Origin of the sequence: Nitrospirillum amazonense (genome assembly GCF_007828035.1) — a bacterium.
GTDB lineage: Bacteria > Pseudomonadota > Alphaproteobacteria > Azospirillales > Azospirillaceae > Nitrospirillum > Nitrospirillum amazonense.
In genome coordinates, this window is the sequence record NZ_VITV01000006.1 from 216,685 (window position 1) to 234,405 (window position 17,721).

Here is a 17,721-nt window from a genome sequence, read left to right on the forward strand (position 1 = left end):
GGCAACAGGCCATGCTCGACGGCCACAGTCACGTTGACGCCCTCCACGCCATTGCCGCCAGCCTGTCCGGCACCAACCTGGAGCGGGCCAGCGACCATAACCAGCGCGTCACGCTGCAGGCCATCCGCGTCAGCGGCCAGATCACCCGCGCCGAACTGGTGGAACTGACGGGCCTGACGCTGCCGGCCATCGCCAACATCACCAAGCGGTTGCTGGCCGAGGGGCTGATCGTGGAGGCCGGGCGCCAGCACGGTGGCCGGGGACAGCCCGCCATCCTGCTGGAGATGAACCCGGACGGCTGCTTTTCCATCGGCGTCACCATCGACCGCGACCACATGACCCTGGTGGTGCTGGACCTGCTGGGCACGGTGCGGGCACGCGCCTCGCGGGAGATCGACCTGGCACCGCCGGAGGTGGTGGCCCAGTTCTTCCGGACGGAAATCTCCGCCATCTTGGCAACCACGGGCCTGCCCCTGTCGCGCTTCATCGGCATCGGCGTCGCCATGCCCGACGACATCGGACGCGTCAGCCTGGCGCGCTGGCCCCAGGCCTATGCCGCCTGGCGCGACGTGGACGTGGCCCGCCTGTTCGCCGATGTGCTGCCCCTGCCCGTGTTCGTGGAAAACGACGCCACCGCCGCGGCGCTGGGAGAGTTGCAGTTCGGCCACGGCCTGCGCCATCGCAGCTTCTTCTACATCCTGATCAGCGGCGGCCTGGGCGGCGGCATCGTCGTGGACGGCAGCCAGTTCCGCGGCGCCCGGGGCCGCAGCGGAGAGATCGGCTTCCTGCCCGTGCGCTCGGACCGCACCACCGCCCGCACCCTGCAGGAGGCCGTGTCCCTGTCCGCTCTGTACGACCGCCTGGCCGCCGCCGGCTACACGGTGGATGAGCCTGAACAGCTGTACCGGCTGGCCGGCACCCCGGCTGAGGCGGTGGTGGAAGAGTGGATAGAGCTGGCGGCCGACCTGATGACCGACCCGCTGGTGGCCACCAACTGCCTGGTCAACCCCGAGGCCATCTTCCTGGGCGGGCGCCTGCCCGCCCCGCTGCTGGACAGGCTGGCCGCCGCCCTGAACCATCGCCTGGGCGAATTGCGGGACATCCCCCAGGTGGCGCCCGTGCTGCGGGCCGCCATGGCAGCCGACGCGCCCGCCGTGGGCGCTGGCATGCTGCCCTTCACCGATCGCCTGCTGCCCAGCCGCGCCGCGCTGATGAAGACAGCTGACAACTGAAACCGTCCTCTGTCCTGTCGGACAGAAAGCCGCGCTTGATTAAGTAAAACGACTTCCTTTAATTGGGCCGCGACCACAGCGCCTAGGGAGGGCGGCCCGGTGATCCAACGGATAATCCAGACGCTTTTGGCGCTGACCCTAATGCTTGGCGGCGCGACGCAGGCTGACGCCGCCACGGTGGAAGTCTTCACCAGCATCGGCGCCCTACTCGGCACGGATGATGGCCAGGGCGGCGCCCTGTTCCAGGGCATCCCTTTCGCTCAACCACCCGTGGGTCCGCTGCGCTGGCAGCCGCCGCAGCCCGTCGGCTGGGTACGGCAGACACGCGACGCCACCCGGCCCTCACCGCCCTGTCTGCAACGCGGCTATGGCTGGAACGACGCCCTGGCTGCGCGCAGCCAGGAGGATTGCCTGTACCTGGACATCCGCACCCCGGCCCTGCTGCCACGCGCCGCCCTGCCCGTCATGGTGTGGATCCATGGCGGCGCCAACCGCGCCGGGGCGGCAGATGGCACCGTGCTGTCCAATTTGGCGGGTCAGGCGGTGGTGCTGGTAGCCATCCAGTACCGGCTGGGTACCTTCGGCTTCCTGTCGCTGCCGGAACTGACGGCGGAGTCCCCGCACCACGCCTCGGGCAATTACGGCCTGATGGACCAGATGGCGGCATTGGCCTGGATCCGCCAGAACATCGGCGTGTTCGGCGGCGATCCCGGCAACATCACCATCTTCGGTGAGTCCGCTGGCGGCCAGGACGTGGGCCAGTTGCTGCTGGCGCCCCATGCCCGCGGCCTGTTCGCCAAGGCCATCGAACAGAGCGGCACCGCCGGCTTCGGCGTTCCGCCCCGCACCCTGGCCGAGAATGAGGCCCTGGGCCAACAGCTGCTGGACCAGGCGGGGGTGAAAAGCCTGGCGCAGTTGCGCACCCTGTCCGGGGCGGACATCCTGGCGGCCACGGACAGGCTGAAACCCACCACCATCGCCGACGACAGCTTCATCTGGCTGCAGGCCGTCATCGACGGCTGGATCCTGCCTCAGGCACCGGAGGACCTGCTGGCCGGCGCCGCATCCGTGCCGCTGATGATCGGCAGCAACGCCCGCGAGCTGACGCTCTACGGCGGGCCGGACGCCGTGGTGCCCACCATCCGCCAGGCGTTCGGCCCCAACGCGGCGAAGGCGCTGGCCTTTTACGGCATCAAAGGCATGGCCCTGCCCACACCGGACCCGCGCCTGGGCGACGTGGCGACGCAGCTGGCCGATGACCTGACGTTCCGCTGTCCCGCCCTGCATGTGGCGGCGGTGCACGCAGCCGGCGGGCATCCCACCTGGGTCTATCATTTCGACCGCAGCCCCGCGCAGGGGAGTGTCACCCACGGCAGCGACCTGCCCTACGTCTTCGACGGGCGGCCCGCCGGCGCCCCCGGCGACGACACGCCCACCCTGCAACGCTATTGGGTCAACTTCGCGCGCAACGGCGATCCCAACGGCCAAGGCCTGGCCCGCTGGCCCGCCTACGACGCCAGGGGCGCTTACCTGGCCTTCACCGATGCCGGGCCGCAGGCCATGACAGCGCTGCGCGGGCCCCTGTGCGGCCTGCGCCCGCCCACACCATAGGCGCGGATCACGCGGGCAGCAGGCCCGCCGCGCGATAGCTGTCGACCAGGGTATCGTACAGGGAGATGTCCGCCCGGCTGCGCGCCATCAGCTGCGCGCCGGAGATGGCGGCGAAGATCGCGCGCGCCCGCGCCTCCGCCTTGTCAGGCGCCACGATGCCGGCGGCCACCAGCCCCTTGGCCAGCCAGGCGACATTGACGTCGGCGAAGGCCCGCACCTCCGCCTTGACGATGTCCGGCAGGTCATCGACTTCGGCGGACATGAAGCTGCACAGGCAAAGGCGGTTGTCGTTTTCCAGCGCGCGGCGAAAAGCCTGCGGATACCGCCGCAGGGCAGCTGCCGCATTGGGCGCCTGGGCCGCCATGGCCTCCAGCTCCACCGCCGTATCCTCCCAATAGCGCTTGGCCACCGCAGCGGCCAGGTCGGCCTTGCTGGGGAAGTGGTGATAGATGCTGGCGGCCTTGATACCCACCGCCGCCGCCAGATCGCGGAAGTTCAGCCCGCCATAACCGTGCGCCTGCGCGATCTGCCGGGCGGCGGCCAGGATCGCTTCCTTGGAGTTCGTGCTCATTTTCTCACCCCGCCAACCTAACAACTGTTAGATAGGCCTTGACGCCCAAAAAGGAAAGCCCTATCCGTTTACCTACCAAACGTTAGGTAGGATATACCGACATGACATCCGACATCCTGTTTTCCGATGCCACCACGCTGGCTCAACTGATCCGCACCCGCGAGATTTCACCGGTGGAGGTGGTGCAGGCACACCTGGACCGCATCGCCGCCGTGGACCCCAAGGTCAACGCCATCGTCACCGTGGCCGCCGGTGCGCTGGATGCCGCCAAGGCGGCGGAGGCGGCCGTGCTGAAGGGTGAGGAGCTGGGCCCGTTGCACGGCGTGCCTTTCACCGCCAAGGATTCCATCGATACCGCCGGTGTCGCGACCCAGCGCGGGTCGCCCATCTTCAAGGGCCGCGTGCCGGACACCGACGCCGTCAGCGTCGCGCGGCTGAAGGCTGCCGGCGGCATCCTGCTGGCCAAGACCAACCTGCCGGAGTTTTCGTACTCGATCGAATCCGACAACCTGCTGACCGGCCGGTCCAACAACCCCTGGAACCTGGACCGAACCCCCGGCGGGTCCAGCGGTGGTGAGTCCGCCGCGATCGCCGCCGGCATGTCGCCCCTGGGCCTGGGCACGGACCTTGCCATCTCCGTCCGGGGCCCGGCGGCGCAGACCGGCATCATCGGCCTGAAGGCTACACACGGCCGCGTGCCCATGACCGGCATCTGGCCGCGCGCCCCGCGCCGTTTCTGGCACGTGGGGCCCATGGCGCGCAGCGTCCGTGACATCGCCCTGGCTTATGCGCTGCTGGCCGGCCCGGATGGCGCCGACGCCTTTTCGAGCATCACGGGGCCGGTCGACACCGGCATCGGCGCAGCCCCCATCCGGCCGTTGCGGGTGGGCTGGCTGGTTGAGCCGGGTTTCGGGCCCGTTGACACGGAGGTGGCTGCGACCGTGCAGGCCGCCGCCGAAGCGCTGAAGGGCAGCGGCTGCGTCGTGGAACCGGTGCGCATCCCGGCGCTGGAACGTGACTTCGCCCTGGACGTGTTCCTGCGCCTGCACATCATGGAGATGAAGCCGGCCTTCGTGGAGGCCACCGCCGGTCAGCCACCGGAGAACCTATTCCACATCGCCCAGGCCATGCTGGGGGCGCCCGAGACGTCCATGGCGGACTTTATCGAGGCGGAGCAGGCGGCGGAGCGGTTGAAGGACGGCTTCGCCGACTATTTCAGCCGCTATGACGCCCTGCTGTGCCCCGTGCTGCCCCTGCCGGCCCATGGGCACGACGTCACGGAAGTCACGATCAACGGCCAGACGGTGAGCGCGCTGAACGTCATGGCAGCCACGTCACCGCTGAACGTGACCGGCTTGCCCGGTCTGTCCTTGCGCTTCGGCACCAGCCGCGATGGCCTGCCCATCAGCGTACAGCTGGTGTCCGGCTGGATGGCGGAATCGACCATCCTGCACCTGGCGTCATTGCTTGAGGGGGTGAGCCCGGTGCGCGGCCTGCACCCGGACCTCTAACCACCACACGCCGCGGCATCGACGCCCTAACCGGCGGAGGTGCCGCGGCGGCCGCGCCAGGGGAAACGGGGCTCCACCACCGCCGGCTCCGTCCGGCGGCTGCGGGTGATGGTCACCAGGTCGCGCCCCGCCAGATGACGCAGGGCATCCTGCACCGCGCGCTTGGACAAGCCGGTGCGCTCCGCCAGCTCGGCATGACTCAGCATGGCGCGGCCGTTCACCGTGTCCGCCACCAGCGCCAGATAGACCAGGTAGGCGGACGGCCGGTGATCGTGCCCCACCAGGTCGCGCATCAGCGTATCCAGGACGTAGCTGTCGATCTCTATCTTGGCAATCATTGCTATAGCAATGCCTGCTTATCTACCGACCTTCAAGGGTCCATGCTAGTCGTGGGCACCCAAGAAGCCGGGAGAGAGCGGGCATGATCAGGCATCTGAAATTCGTCGGCATTCCCACCAAGGATCAGGACCGGGCGCTGGCATTCTGGACGGGAAAAATGGGTTTCAAGGTCGCGACCGATCAGCCCATGGGCAATCAGCGCTGGATCGAGCTGACGATTCCCGGCGCCCAGACCGGCGTGGTGCTGTTCACCCCGCCGGGCCAAGAAGACAGGGTAGGCACCTTCTTCAACGGCAGCTTTCATTGCGATGACCTGGAGTACACCTTTGCCAAGCTCAGCGAGCGGGGCGTAGTCTTCGTTTCCGGCATCGAGAAGCAGCCCTGGGGCAGCTACGCCCGCTTCCAGGACCCGGACGGCAACACTTTCGTGCTGTCCAGCCGGTGAAAGCGGCGGGCGTCCTGTCCTGCCGGTCGGAAGCGGGCACCCACCGCTTCGCCTAGGCCGCCGCGCGCTCGGCGGCCGGCCGGCGGCGCAGGTCCGCCTTCTGGATGGCCGGCGGGTCATACATGGCGGTCAGCGCGCCCAGGTCGGTGCCGGGTGGCACGATGGCGTCGATGCGGTCCAGGATCTCGTCGGACAGCGACACCTCGGCCCCGGCCAGCAGGTCGTCGAACTGCGCCGGGGTGCGCGGTCCCAGAATGGCGGCGGTCACGCCCCGGTGGGCGATGGCGAAGGCCATGGCCAGGTGGGTCAGGGACAGGCCCGCCTCCGCCGCCACGCCCATCAGCTGCTCCACCGCGTCCAGCCGGCGTTCATCCGCCATCTGCTTGGGAAAGCGGCGCGCACGCAGGCTGTCGGGCATGGCCTGGCCCTTGCGGTAGCGGCCGGTCAGCATACCCATGGCCAGCGGGCTCCACACCATGGCGCCCATGCCGTACCGCTCGCATACCGGCAGCACCTCGCGCTCGATGCCGCGGTTCAGGATGGAATAGGGCGGCTGTTCGGCGCGGAAACGGGCCAGGCCCCGCCGCTCCGCCACCCATTGCGCCTCCACGATGTCAGACGCCGGGAAGGTGGAGGTGCCGATGGCGCGCACCTTACCCGCGCGCATCAGGTCGGTCAGGACGGACAGCGTCTCCTCGATATCCGTGTCGGGGGCAGGCCGGTGGATGAGGTAGAGGTCGACATGGTCGGTCCCCAGCCGGCGCAGCGAATCCTCCAGCGCGCGGGTGATCCAGCGGCGGGAATTGCCTTGCTGGTTGGGATCTTCACCCATGGGCAGGTGGGCCTTGGTGGTCAGCACCACATGGTCGCGCCGGCCCTTCAGGGCCTTGCCCACAATCTCCTCAGACTCACCCCGGCTGTAGAAGTCGGCCGTGTCGATGAAGTTGATCCCGGCATCAAGCGCCTTGTGGATGATGCGGATGGCCTCGTCATGGTCGGGGTTGGCCATGGCCCCGAACATCATGGCGCCCAGGCAATAGGGGCTGACCTTCATGCCGGTGCGGCCCAGGGTGCGATACTGCATCGCCCTCTCCTTCTCTCTAGCGTCGATGGGTGCTATATATAAACGGAACAGCGTTCCGGTCACATATACGGAACACTGTTCCGTTTTTCAAGTGAGGATATGGTGGACGACACGGCGGGAGAGATCCGTCCTGAAGATGACGGCAAGCCGCGGCGGGTGCGTGCGGATGCGCAGCGCAACCTGGACGCCCTGCTGCGCGCAGCCATGGCGGTGTTCGCCACGTCCGGCGTCGATGCCCCGGTGCGGGAGATCGCGGAGAAGGCCGGCGTGGGCATCGGCACCGTCTACCGCCATTTCCCCCAGCGGTCGGACCTGATCATCGCCGTCTTCCGGCAGGAGGTGGACGCCTGCGCCGACGCCGCCCCCGCCCTGGCGGCGGCGCATGACCCGGGAAAGGCGCTGAGCCGCTGGATGCGCCGGTACTTGGATTTCATCGCCGCCAAGCGCGGGCTGGCAGCCGCCTTGCATTCCGGCGACCCCGCCTATGAGATCCTGCCCAGCTATTTCCAGAAGCGCCTGGTACCGGCGCTGCAGTCCCTGCTGGACACGGCGGCGGCGGCGGGGGTGGTGCGGGGCGGCTTCGCCGCCACCGATCTTCTGCGGGCCGTCGCCGTGCTGGCCGCCCCGTCGCAGGAGATGGGGCCGGAGCATGGGCGGCGCATGGTGGATTTGCTGCTGGACGGCCTGCGCTATGGCGCCGGCCCCTCCCCAGGCGCCTGATCCGCCTCAGGGTCCCAGCCGGCCGGCTTTTTCCTCCAGCAATACGCGGTGGCAATACCGACAAGCATAACCCCATGGCCCCGCTTCCTTCCCTCTTTTTTATTTAAAAAAGTTGTTTTATTAAATTAACCCTCACCTGTTTGTCGGTAGGCCTTCACGTCGGCCCCCGGGACAGGGAAACCGGATAGGATGCCGCTCGGCGTCCAACGTCCGTGACCAAAGAATAACGGTCCGCCCGGCGGGGTCGACCTGGGAGGGAGGCCTTAAAATGCGGATGCCCAAAAACCATAGCCGCGCCCAGAAGACGGGCCAGGGCCTGCTGTGGGCCACCCTGATGCTGTCGGCCGCCTGGACCGCGCCCTTGGGCGCGATGGCGGCGCCGATGGCCGCCGACGACGTTTACGGCCCCTACAATGCCGCCTTCCTGGCCGGCGGCGATGGGCTGACCAAACCCTTGCGCGGCGCGCCCCTGCCCACCACCGGCCCCTGGACCCTGTCCACTTGGTTCCAGGCCGACGACGTGGCCGGCGGCATCGTGCTGCTGGCCGGCGTGGGCGACCCGGCCCAAGGCCGCTACCTGGCGCTGAAGGACGGCCGACTGGCCTTGCGCATCGGTTCTAGTGAAACCATCAGCGGCGGGTCGGCCGTGAAGGCCGGCACGTGGCACCACGCCCTGGCCAGTTCCGACGGCAAGACCGCCTGTCTGTATCTGGATGGCGCCGAGGTGGCGCGCGGCACCCTCGCCCAGGTCAACGTCACCCCGGTGGTGGGCTTGGCGCCGCGCCTGGGTGGCGCCTTCGCCGGCCGCGTCGCCGGCTTCACCATCGCCCCCCAAGCGCTGGGCGCGGCGGGGGTTAAGGCCGCCGCCCAGGGCAAGCCCGCCATCGACCTGATCAATTTCGAGGCCGCCAGCCCAACTTGGCCGCTGCAGGTCAAGCAGATGATGGGCCAGGTGACACCGCAGGACCCGTGGACCCTGCCCAAGTCCGGCACCGGTTTTTCCAAGCCCGTGGCGAAACCTCTTCCCACCGGCCCGGCGCTGAAGGCCGATGGCGCCGACAATTGGACCGTGGGCGGCTGGCGCCTGGCTGAAGCGCCCAAGGTGCAGGGCGATGGCGCCCGCATCTCCCAGCCGGGGTTCGACACCGCGTCCTGGTATGTGGCGACCGTGCCCGGCACGGTGCTGACCACCCTGGTCGACCGCGGCGTCTACCCCGACCCGGATTACGGCCTGGACAACCTGGCCATTCCGGAAAGCCTGAACAGGCAGGACTATTGGTATCGGACCGAGTTCGACGCCCCTGTCGACCTGCAGGGCCGCCATCCGCTGCTGACCTTCAAGGGCATCAACTACGCCGCCGAGGTGTGGCTGAACGGCGAACGGCTGGGCAGCGTGCGCGGCGCCTTCATCCGGGGGCAGTTCGACGTCACCGGCCATCTGCGCCCGGGCCAGAAGAACGTGCTGGCGGTCAAGATCAGCCCGCCGCCCCACCCCGGCCTGCCGCATGAGCAGTCAATCGCGGCCGGCGTGGGCGAGAACGGCGGCATGCAGGCGCTGGACGGCCCCACCTTCATCGCCAGCGAGGGCTGGGACTGGATCCCCGCCGTCCGCGACCGCAATACCGGCCTGTGGCAGGACGTGACCCTGACCGCCACCGGCGCGGTGCGCATCGGCGACGCCCAAGTGGTGACCAAGCTGCCCCTGCCTGACACCAGCAAGGCGGACATCACCATCACCGTGCCGGTGGAGAACCTGACCGGCCAGCCGGTGCAGGCCGAGATCCGCGCCGCCTTCGACGACGTGACGGTGGCCAAGACCGTGACCCTGGCGCCGGGCGCCGGCAGCGTTGCCCTCACGCCCGCTGAATTCCCGCAGCTGAGGGTCCGGAACCCCACGCTGTGGTGGCCCAACGGCCTGGGCGATCCCGCCCTGCACACCCTGACCCTGACGGCCGCCGTCGGTGGGGCCCAGGGGAGTATGAAGTCGGATGAGAAGCACACCCGCTTCGGCATCCGCGAAGTCAGCTATGAGCTGTCGCTGATGGACAGCGGTGGCCACCTGCGCCGGGTGGAGGTGGACCCCACGGCCGCCTTCCAGCGGGGTGAGCGCGTGGTCGATGGCAGCCACACCGGCATCCACAAGATCGCCGGCGGTTGGGTCGCCTCCTTGGTTCCGGGCGCGGAGAAATCCCCGGCGGTGAAACCGCTGGAGGATGCCAGCCTGGCCCCCTATCTGATCCTGAAGGTCAACGGCGTGCGCGTGCCCGCGCGCGGCGGTAGTTGGGGCACCGACGACTGGCGCAAGCGCGTGTCACGCGACCGGCTGGAGCCCTTCTTTCGCCTGCACCGCGAGGCCCACGTCAACATCATCCGCAACTGGGTGGGCCAGAACACCGAGGACGTGTTCTTCGACCTGGCCGACGAATATGGCCTGATGGTGCTGAACGATTTCTGGGAAAGCACCCAGGACTACAACATCGAAGCCCAGGACGTGCCCCTGTTCCTGGATAACGCCGCCGACGTGATCCGCCGCTATCGCAACCACCCGTCCATCGTGCTGTGGTTCGGCCGTAACGAGGGCGTGCCGCAGCCGGTGCTGAACGAAGGACTGGAAAGCCTGGTCGCCACCCTGGACGGCACCCGCTATTACAGCGGAAGTTCCAACCGCGTGAACCTGCAGGACAGCGGCCCCTACGACTACCGCGACCCGTCGCAGTATTTCACCACGCTGTCCCGTGGTTTCGCGGTGGAGGTGGGCACGCCCAGCTTCCCCACGCTGGAGGCGTTCGAGGCCGCCGTACCCCCCACCGACCGTTGGCCGGTCAGCGACAGCTGGGCCTATCACGACTGGCACCAGTCCGGGAACGGCGACACCCACGGCTTCATGGCCGCCATGGAGCGCAAGCTGGGGGCGGCCACCAGCCTTGCCGACTTCGAGCGCAAGGCCCAGCTGATGAACTATGAAAGCCACCGGGCCATCTTCGAGGGCATGAACGCCGGCCTGTGGACGGTGAACAGTGGCCGCCTGCTATGGATGACGCAGCCGGCGTGGCCCAGCACCAACTGGCAGATCATGAGCCACGACTACGACACCCATGGCGCCTTCTACGGCGTGCAGAAGGCGGCAGAGCCCCTGCACGTGCAGCTGAACGCGCCGGATGACGGGATCAGCGTGGTCAACAATACCCGCGAATCCCGGAAGGGCCTGTCGGTGCGCGCCCGCGTGCTGACCGTGGCGGGTCAGGTCATCAGCGACCAGACGCAGAAGGTCGACGCCCCGGCCGACGCCGCCACGCCTGCGCGGAGACTGGACCTGGCCGCCGCCATCCAGGCCAATGGCCTGGTGCTGGTGGAACTGGAGCTATCGGATACCTCCGGCACGCTGTCGCAGAACGTCTACTGGCGCGCGGCAGACGAGGCCGCCACCCGCCGCCTGAACGACCTGGCGCCGCAGCCCATGACCCTGGCCACGCGCACGGAACGGGCGGGTGACGAGGTCAAGGTGCACGTGACCTTGACCAACACCGGGACCGCCGCGTCCCTGATGAACAAGCTGACCCTGCAGAACGCCGACGGCAGCCGCCTGCTGCCGGCTTATGCCAGCGACAATTACGTCTCCCTCCTGCCGGGCGACCGGCGCGAGGTCACCATCGCCTACCCCGCCGCCTTGGCCCAGGGCCAGCCCAAGGTGGCCCTGCGCGGCTGGAACACCCAGCCGGCCACGGCGGCTGTCACCGTGCCCTGAAGCCTGCGGGCTGTCGCCGTTCCCATCGGGAATGGCGACGCCTGTTGTGCGTATCCCCTCCGGCGCGGGCCCCTTGACCTGAGTCAATGCGGCGCCGACCCGGCATGACAGACTGCGATCAGAGCTGGCGACCCGGCATCGTGCCACGGCACGGACAGGCCGCTCCCCTGTGACGAGGGCGGGTGTCATGATCACGGAAATACTGGTTCATCTGGACGGAAGTTCCGACGACGAGTTCCGGTTGCTGCATGCCGAGCATCTGGCAACCGCGCACAGGGCCCACATCCGGGGGCTTTACTGTGAAAGCCTGCCCGAGATCGTCCTCACGCTACCGCAGTACGCCGTCAGCCGCAGCGCGGCATCCGAACAGATGACCGAGCTCAAGGCCCAGGCGGACAGGACGGAGAAGGCCATCCGCCTTCGGCTCGACAAGCTGAGCGTCCCCTATGACTTCCGCCGGTTCGATGTCCTGGCGGACGGCGTGGACCGCGTCGTGGCCAGCCAGGCGCGCACCGCCGACCTGACGGTGGTGCGCACGCCCTACCAGCCTGGCTTCGCCCTGCCCGGCCGGGCGCCGGAGTTCGTGGAAGCCGCCCTGTTCGGATCCGGCCGTGGTGTGTTCGTCGTGCCGGAAGAAGATCCGGCCCGGCTCCGGCCCCTGGACACCATCCTCGTCGCCTGGACCGACAGCAAAGAGGCGGCGAACGCCGTGGCCCAGGCCATGCCTTTCCTGAAAAAGGCGACCCAGGTGGTGGTCGCCATGGTCGAAGGCGACAAACCGGCGGAGGCCGGCGGCACGGAGCCTGGCGCCGATGTGGCCCGGTACCTGGACCGCCACGGCGTGACCGTCGAATTGCGCCACCTTCGGGAATGGAACACCGTTTCCGAGGCCCTTTTCAATGAAGCGAGGCGTCTGGACGCCGGTTTGCTGGTGGCGGGCGCCTACGGCCATTCCCGGCTGCGGGAATGGATCCTGGGGGGTGTCACCCGGGACATCCTGACGAAAACACCCCTTCCGGCCCTGTTGGCCCACTGACGCGAAAGACGCGGCCATGAAGCCCATTCCCGGCATCCGCAAGCGGGTGGGCACGGGACCGGCAGCCGCGCGACCGCCCTTCCCTGTTCACCAACCGTGAAAGGAGACATGCCATGCCTGAAGCAACCGTCCCGACTGAGCCGGCCAAAGCCACAGCGCCGCAGGCCGTTCCAGTCAACACCGATGCCACTGCTTCGCCCTTCCACTTCTGGAACTCGTTTCGTGACGAGCTGGATAGCGCCTTCGGCCGCTTCTCGCGCTCCCTGCTCAACGTCCCCGCCCTGTGGCGGTCGCCGGACACCGATCCCTTGCGCCATTTCGAGGGCGCGTTCGGCATGTCCATTCCCGCCGTCGACATCACCGAGCGGGAGGCGGACTACCAGATCACCGCGGAATTGCCCGGGATCGAAACCAAGGACATCAGCGTGTCCCTTGCCGACAACGTCCTGACGCTGAAGGGGGAGAAGACCATCAACGTCGATGAGAAGCGGGGGGATGTGCACCTGACCGAGCGTCGCTACGGCAGCTTCCGCCGGTCCTTCCATGTGCCCAGCGACACGGATGTGGAAAAAATCTCCGCGGCCTTCGACAAGGGCATCCTGACCGTGACACTGCCCAAGGCCGGCACCGGCGCCAAGCCGGAACGGACGATCCCGATCGCCCATTAGGGCAGAAGGCGGTGGCGGTATGTGACGACCAAGCTGGAGGGGTCCTTGGTCTGAATGCTTCGGGATCACGCCTTCTTCCCGTGGCCCGTTGAGCCAGGTCAAGGTCCCGCCAGCCCGCCTGCGGCAAGCTGTGTTCCAGAGCTGGCGACCACCCCCATGCCCCCATGGACAGGCCGCTTCACCGAAGGAGGGCCGGCGCGATGATCAAGGAAATTCTGGTTCACCTGGATGGCGGCGACGACGACGAAAGCCGCATCCTGCATGCCGACCATCTGGCGATCGTGTATCAGGCCCACGTCCAGGGCTTGTACATCAACATCCTGCCCGAACCGCCGGAGAGCATATCGCACTACGCCGTCAGTCGCAGCCTGCTGTCCCAGCATCTGGACGACGTCAAGACCCAGTGCCGGCTGGTGGAACGCGCGCTGGCAGAGCGCCTGGGGAAACTGGCCGGCCCTCACGATCTGCACCGCATCGACTGCCGTGCAGCGAATGTCCAGGGGCTGGTCGCCACCCAGGCCCGCACGGCGGACCTGCTGGTGGTGCGCACGCCCTATCGTATCGCCGAGCCCAATCGCGCCAGCGATGTGGTGGAGGCGGCGCTGTTCGGATCGGGCCGCGGGGTGTTCGTCATCCCGGAAGAGGATCCGTTGCGTCTGCGGCCGTTCGACACTGTGCTGGTCGCATGGAAGGACAGCCGCGAGGCGGCCAACGCCGTGGCCCAGGCCATGCCCTTCCTGCGCCGCGCCAGCCAGGTGATCATCGCCACGATCGACAACGGCGGGTCCAAGGACGCGCCGGGCGACCGTAACCTGGTCCGCTATCTGGAACGGCACGGCGTGGCCGCCGAGATCCGGCGGCTGGGCAAGTGGGACAACATCGCCGCGGGGCTGTTCAACGAGGCCGAGCTTTCGGGCGCTGGCCTGATCGTAGCGGGAGCCTATGGCCATTCCCGCCTGCGGGAATGGGCGCTGGGCGGCGTGACCCGGGACATCCTGACCAAGACCCCGGTCCCGGCGCTGCTGGCCCACTGACGCCGGCGCCCCGCTGACCCGACCCATCAACCTGAGACGTCATCAACCTGAGACAGGGGAAACCGTCATGAAGGCGCTTGTCTACCAAGGCCCCGGCCGCAAGGCGCTGGAGCAGCGGCCCAAGCCGGAGATCAAGGACCCCGGCGACGCCATCGTCCGCATCACCAAGACGACCATCTGCGGCACCGACCTGCACATCCTGAAGGGTGACGTGCCCACCTGCGCGCCGGGCCGCATCCTGGGCCATGAGGGCGTGGGCGTGATCGATGCGGTTGGCCCGGGCGTCACGACGTTCAGGCCAGGCGACCGCGTGCTGATTTCCTGCATCACCGCCTGCGGCACCTGCGACTACTGCCGTCGCGGCATGTATTCCCACTGCCGCACCGGCGGCTGGATCCTGGGCAACACCATTGATGGCACCCAGGCGGAATACGTGCGCATCCCCCACGCCGCCACCAGCCTCTATCCCATCCCCGACGGGGCGGATGAGGAGGCGCTGGCCATGCTGAGCGACATCCTGCCCACCGGCTTCGAATGCGGAGTGCTGAACGGCAAGGTGGCGCCAGGGGCCACCGTGGCCATCGTGGGCTCGGGCCCCATCGGTCTGGCCGCGTTGCTGACGGCCCAGTTCTATTCCCCGGCCGAGATCATCATGATCGACGTGGACGACAACCGGCTGGAGGTCGCGCGCCGTTTCGGCGCCACCCGCACCCTGAACAGCGCGCAAACCAACGTGCCGGAGGCGGTCAAGGCCTGGACCGGCGGCCTGGGCGCCGACACGGTGATCGAGGCGGTGGGCATCCCGGCCACGTTCGAGCTGTGCCAGGATCTGGTGGCACCCGGCGGCGTCATCGCCAATGTCGGCGTGCACGGACACAAGGCCGATCTGCACCTGGACCGGCTGTGGGCACAGAACATCGCCATCACCACGCGGCTGGTGGATACCGTCAGTACGCCCATGCTGCTGAAAACCGTGCAGTCGCGGAAACTGGACCCGTCGGTGCTGATCACCCACCGGTTCACGTTGGACGGCATCCTGTCCGCCTATGACACCTTCGGCCATGCCGCCGACAGCCATGCCCTGAAGGTGGTCATCAGCCCTTGATCCCACGCCCGCCGCGACGCGATCGGAGATTGAGGTGGATCATTTTGCCAACCGCCGGGATGGTGAATGGTTGGGTCATGAACGGGTCGGCGCTTCCGGCTGCCGACCGGCGATCGTGACAAGGACACTTCCCATCATGTCGCGCGATGCTTCACGGCCCGATAACCGGGCGCAATTGGCGTCCCCCGCCTATCGCCTGCCGGCGCTGGACCAGAGTTTCCTGCTGAGTGACAGCATGCGGGGGGCCCGCCTGATGCTGGAGTATGAGAAGGCCGAGGAGCGGCTGAGGGCTTGGGGCGTGCGCTCCACCCTGGTCGCCTTCGGCAGCGCGCGGGTTCGCGACCCGGATGGGCCACCGGCCACGGCGGGGGAGGTAGCGCGCGCTGCGGAGTTTCCCAACGCCCACCGGTGGTATGGCGAGGCGGTGGCCTTCGGCCGGCTCGCCTCACAACAGGGCGGGGCGCTGGACGGCATTCCCGGCGGCTATCGCGACAACGTCATCGCCACCGGCGGTGGCGGCGGCCTGATGGCGGCGGTCAACCGCGGCGCATGGGAAGCGGGCGCGCCCAGCATCGGCTTCAACATCGCCCTCCCGCATGAGCAGGAACCCAACCCCTACACCACGCCGGAGCTGACCTTCCAGTTCCATTACTTCGCCATGCGCAAGTTGCACTTCGCCATGCGGGCGGCGGGCCTGGTCATCTTCCCCGGCGGCTTTGGCACCTTGGACGAGATGTTCGAGATCCTGACCCTGCGCCAGGCGGGCAAGTCCCCGGCCATTCCCGTCGTGCTGATGGACAGGGCTTACTGGAAACGGGTGGTGAATTTCGACGTGCTGGCCAAGACCGGCATGATCTCGCCGGCTGATTTGGAACTTTTCAGCTTCGCCGACGACGCCGTGGGCGTGTGGCGCGCCCTGCTGGCCAATGGCCTGAAGGTGCCGACGACCCCCGCTGCACGCCCTTCCGAAGCCTGATCCCACGCCTGACCATTCAAAGGCCTGTCCCCATGATCCCCACCGTCACCTTCCACGGCGCCGCCGGCACCGTCACCGGGTCCTGCACCCTGATCCGCCACGACGGCGGGGCGCTGCTGATCGACTGCGGCTTGTTCCAGGGTCCCAAGACGGTCAAGGAGCTGAACTACCGCGACTTCCCCTTCGACCCCGGCGAGCCGGCGGCACTGGTGCTGACCCACGCCCACATCGATCACAGCGGCCTGGTGCCCAAGCTGTGCCGCCAGGGTTTCAAAGGCCGCATCCACTGCACCGGGGGCACGCGGGACCTGCTGACCTTCATGCTGCCCGACAGCGGCTTCATTCAGGAAAGCGAGGTTCAGCACCTGAACCACCGCAACCGCCAGCGCGGCCGGGCGGAGGTGCAGCCCATCTACACCCGCAAGGACGCGGAGGCCTGCCTGGACCAGCTGGAACCGGGCGAATACGGCGCCTGGATCGACGTCATGCCCGGCGTACGGATCCGCTTCTGGGATGCAGGGCACCTGCTGGGCTCGGCCTCGGTTGAGGTCAAGGTGGCGGGCGACGGCGGGGAACAGACACTGCTGTTCTCCGGCGACCTGGGACCGGGCGACAAACCCTTCCACGGCCTGCCCGAGGGCCCGTCGGACGTGGACTGGGTATTCTGTGAATCGACCTACGGCGGCACGCTGCGCCCGCCCATGGATAATGAGGAACGGCGGCGACACTTGGGCGAGGAGGTGGCCGCGGCGCTGAAGGCGGGCGGCGTGCTGCTGATCCCCGTGTTCGCGGTGGAGCGGACGCAGGAGCTGCTGTACGACCTGGCCCGGCTGATGGACGACGGGGCCCTGCCGCGCACGGACATCTTCCTGGACAGCCCGCTGGCGGTGAATGTGACGGAAGTCTTCCGCCAGCACCTGCCGGACATCAACCACGCCGCCGTGGCCGATCCCTTCGATCGGCCCTATTTCCACCCCATCACGGCGGTGGAGAACAGCAAGCGCCTGAACCGTCTGGCCAGCGGTGCCATCATCATGGCGGCCAGCGGCATGTGCGACGCGGGCCGCATCCGCCATCACCTGAAGAACCATTTGTGGCAACGCAACGCCACGGTCCTGTTCGTCGGCTATCAGGCGCCAGGCACGCTGGGCCGCATCCTGACCCAAGGGACCAGCCACGTCCGCATCCACGGCGAAGAAGTGGAGGTGCACGCCCGCATCCGCACCCTGGACAGTTACTCCGGCCACGCCGACCAGGCGGCCTTATTGGCATGGCTGGCGGCGCGCGGGCCCATCCGCAACGGCATCGCCCTGATGCACGGGGAGACCGCGCCGCGACAGGCCCTGGCGGACGCGCTGGCCACCCGGGGCCTGTCAGTCCCGGTCCATCAGCCCGAATTGGATGAGACCATCGTCCTGCGGCCGGGCCATGCGGAGCGGAAGCCGGCCGACCAGCCGCGTCTGGCCACCGTGCCCGAACAGGATTGGCACAACGTCTATGCCGCCACGATCCTCGACCTGGCGGAAACGCTGCGCCATGCCGATGGCGACGCCCAGCGCCTGGCCCTGCTGGACCGCATCGCCACGCTGTTGAAACCCCAGGCCCCCACCCCGGCGCCCCCGGCCAACCCCTGAAGGAGCACCG

At 68.2% G+C, this 17,721-nt stretch carries 15 protein-coding genes; 12 read left to right on the plus strand and 3 right to left on the minus strand.

Annotation, left to right across the window (positions count from 1 at the left end; all coding sequences use genetic code 11):
- Positions 1–11: 11 nt before the first annotated feature.
- Complete coding sequence (locus FBZ87_RS18330) at positions 12–1,232, plus strand: ROK family transcriptional regulator (RefSeq protein ID WP_145611995.1); 1,221 nt, start codon at positions 12–14, stop codon at positions 1,230–1,232.
- A gap of 99 nt (positions 1,233–1,331) precedes the next feature.
- Complete coding sequence (locus FBZ87_RS18335; protein ID WP_145611997.1) at positions 1,332–2,843, plus strand: carboxylesterase/lipase family protein; 1,512 nt, start codon at positions 1,332–1,334, stop codon at positions 2,841–2,843.
- Positions 2,844–2,850: 7 nt separating this feature from the next.
- Here the strand turns inward: FBZ87_RS18335 and FBZ87_RS18340 are convergent, their stop codons facing one another.
- Positions 2,851–3,414, minus strand: coding sequence for a TetR/AcrR family transcriptional regulator (locus FBZ87_RS18340; RefSeq protein ID WP_145611998.1), 564 nt, complete (start codon positions 3,412–3,414; stop codon positions 2,851–2,853).
- Between the two features lie 101 nt (positions 3,415–3,515).
- On the opposite strand from FBZ87_RS18340, the gene FBZ87_RS18345 reads away from it, so the two are divergent.
- Positions 3,516–4,925, plus strand: a complete 1,410-nt coding sequence (locus FBZ87_RS18345; RefSeq protein ID WP_145612000.1) for an amidase — start codon at positions 3,516–3,518, stop codon at positions 4,923–4,925.
- A gap of 26 nt (positions 4,926–4,951) precedes the next feature.
- Here FBZ87_RS18345 and FBZ87_RS18350 read toward each other — a convergent pair whose 3' ends face one another.
- On the minus strand, positions 4,952–5,263 hold the full coding sequence (locus tag FBZ87_RS18350; RefSeq protein ID WP_145612001.1) for a helix-turn-helix domain-containing protein: 312 nt from the start codon (positions 5,261–5,263) through the stop codon (positions 4,952–4,954).
- Positions 5,264–5,346: 83 nt separating this feature from the next.
- On the opposite strand from FBZ87_RS18350, the gene FBZ87_RS18355 reads away from it, so the two are divergent.
- Complete coding sequence (locus FBZ87_RS18355; protein ID WP_145612003.1) at positions 5,347–5,709, plus strand: VOC family protein; 363 nt, start codon at positions 5,347–5,349, stop codon at positions 5,707–5,709.
- Between the two features lie 52 nt (positions 5,710–5,761).
- On the opposite strand, the gene FBZ87_RS18360 is transcribed toward FBZ87_RS18355, so the two are convergent.
- Positions 5,762–6,793: an aldo/keto reductase gene (locus tag FBZ87_RS18360; protein ID WP_145612005.1), complete on the minus strand. Its 1,032-nt coding sequence runs from the start codon at positions 6,791–6,793 to the stop codon at positions 5,762–5,764.
- Positions 6,794–6,892: 99 nt separating this feature from the next.
- Here FBZ87_RS18360 and FBZ87_RS18365 point away from each other — a divergent pair, with 99 nt between their 5' ends.
- From FBZ87_RS18365 to FBZ87_RS18400, 8 genes are all read left to right on the plus strand, one after another.
- Positions 6,893–7,513, plus strand: a complete 621-nt coding sequence (locus tag FBZ87_RS18365) for a TetR/AcrR family transcriptional regulator (RefSeq protein WP_145612006.1) — start codon at positions 6,893–6,895, stop codon at positions 7,511–7,513.
- 268 nt (positions 7,514–7,781) lie between these two features.
- Positions 7,782–11,258 (plus strand): glycosyl hydrolase 2 galactose-binding domain-containing protein, encoded by a 3,477-nt coding sequence (locus FBZ87_RS18370; protein WP_211106992.1) that lies wholly within the window; start codon positions 7,782–7,784, stop codon positions 11,256–11,258.
- A gap of 187 nt (positions 11,259–11,445) precedes the next feature.
- Positions 11,446–12,294 carry a universal stress protein gene (locus FBZ87_RS18375; RefSeq protein ID WP_145612008.1) on the plus strand — a complete coding sequence of 283 codons (849 nt, stop codon included), beginning with the start codon at positions 11,446–11,448 and terminating at the stop codon, positions 12,292–12,294.
- A 113-nt stretch (positions 12,295–12,407) separates the two neighbouring features.
- Positions 12,408–12,962, plus strand: a complete 555-nt coding sequence (locus tag FBZ87_RS18380; protein WP_145612010.1) for an Hsp20/alpha crystallin family protein — start codon at positions 12,408–12,410, stop codon at positions 12,960–12,962.
- A 200-nt stretch (positions 12,963–13,162) separates the two neighbouring features.
- Entirely contained in the window at positions 13,163–13,996 is an 834-nt protein-coding gene (locus FBZ87_RS18385; RefSeq protein WP_145612012.1) for a universal stress protein, read from the plus strand.
- 67 nt (positions 13,997–14,063) lie between these two features.
- Positions 14,064–15,101, plus strand: coding sequence for a zinc-dependent alcohol dehydrogenase family protein (locus FBZ87_RS18390; protein WP_145612014.1), 1,038 nt, complete (start codon positions 14,064–14,066; stop codon positions 15,099–15,101).
- A gap of 136 nt (positions 15,102–15,237) precedes the next feature.
- Entirely contained in the window at positions 15,238–16,077 is an 840-nt protein-coding gene (locus FBZ87_RS18395) for an LOG family protein (protein WP_145612016.1), read from the plus strand.
- A gap of 32 nt (positions 16,078–16,109) precedes the next feature.
- On the plus strand, positions 16,110–17,711 hold the full coding sequence (locus FBZ87_RS18400) for an MBL fold metallo-hydrolase (protein ID WP_246134477.1): 1,602 nt from the start codon (positions 16,110–16,112) through the stop codon (positions 17,709–17,711).
- Positions 17,712–17,721 lie beyond the last annotated feature (10 nt).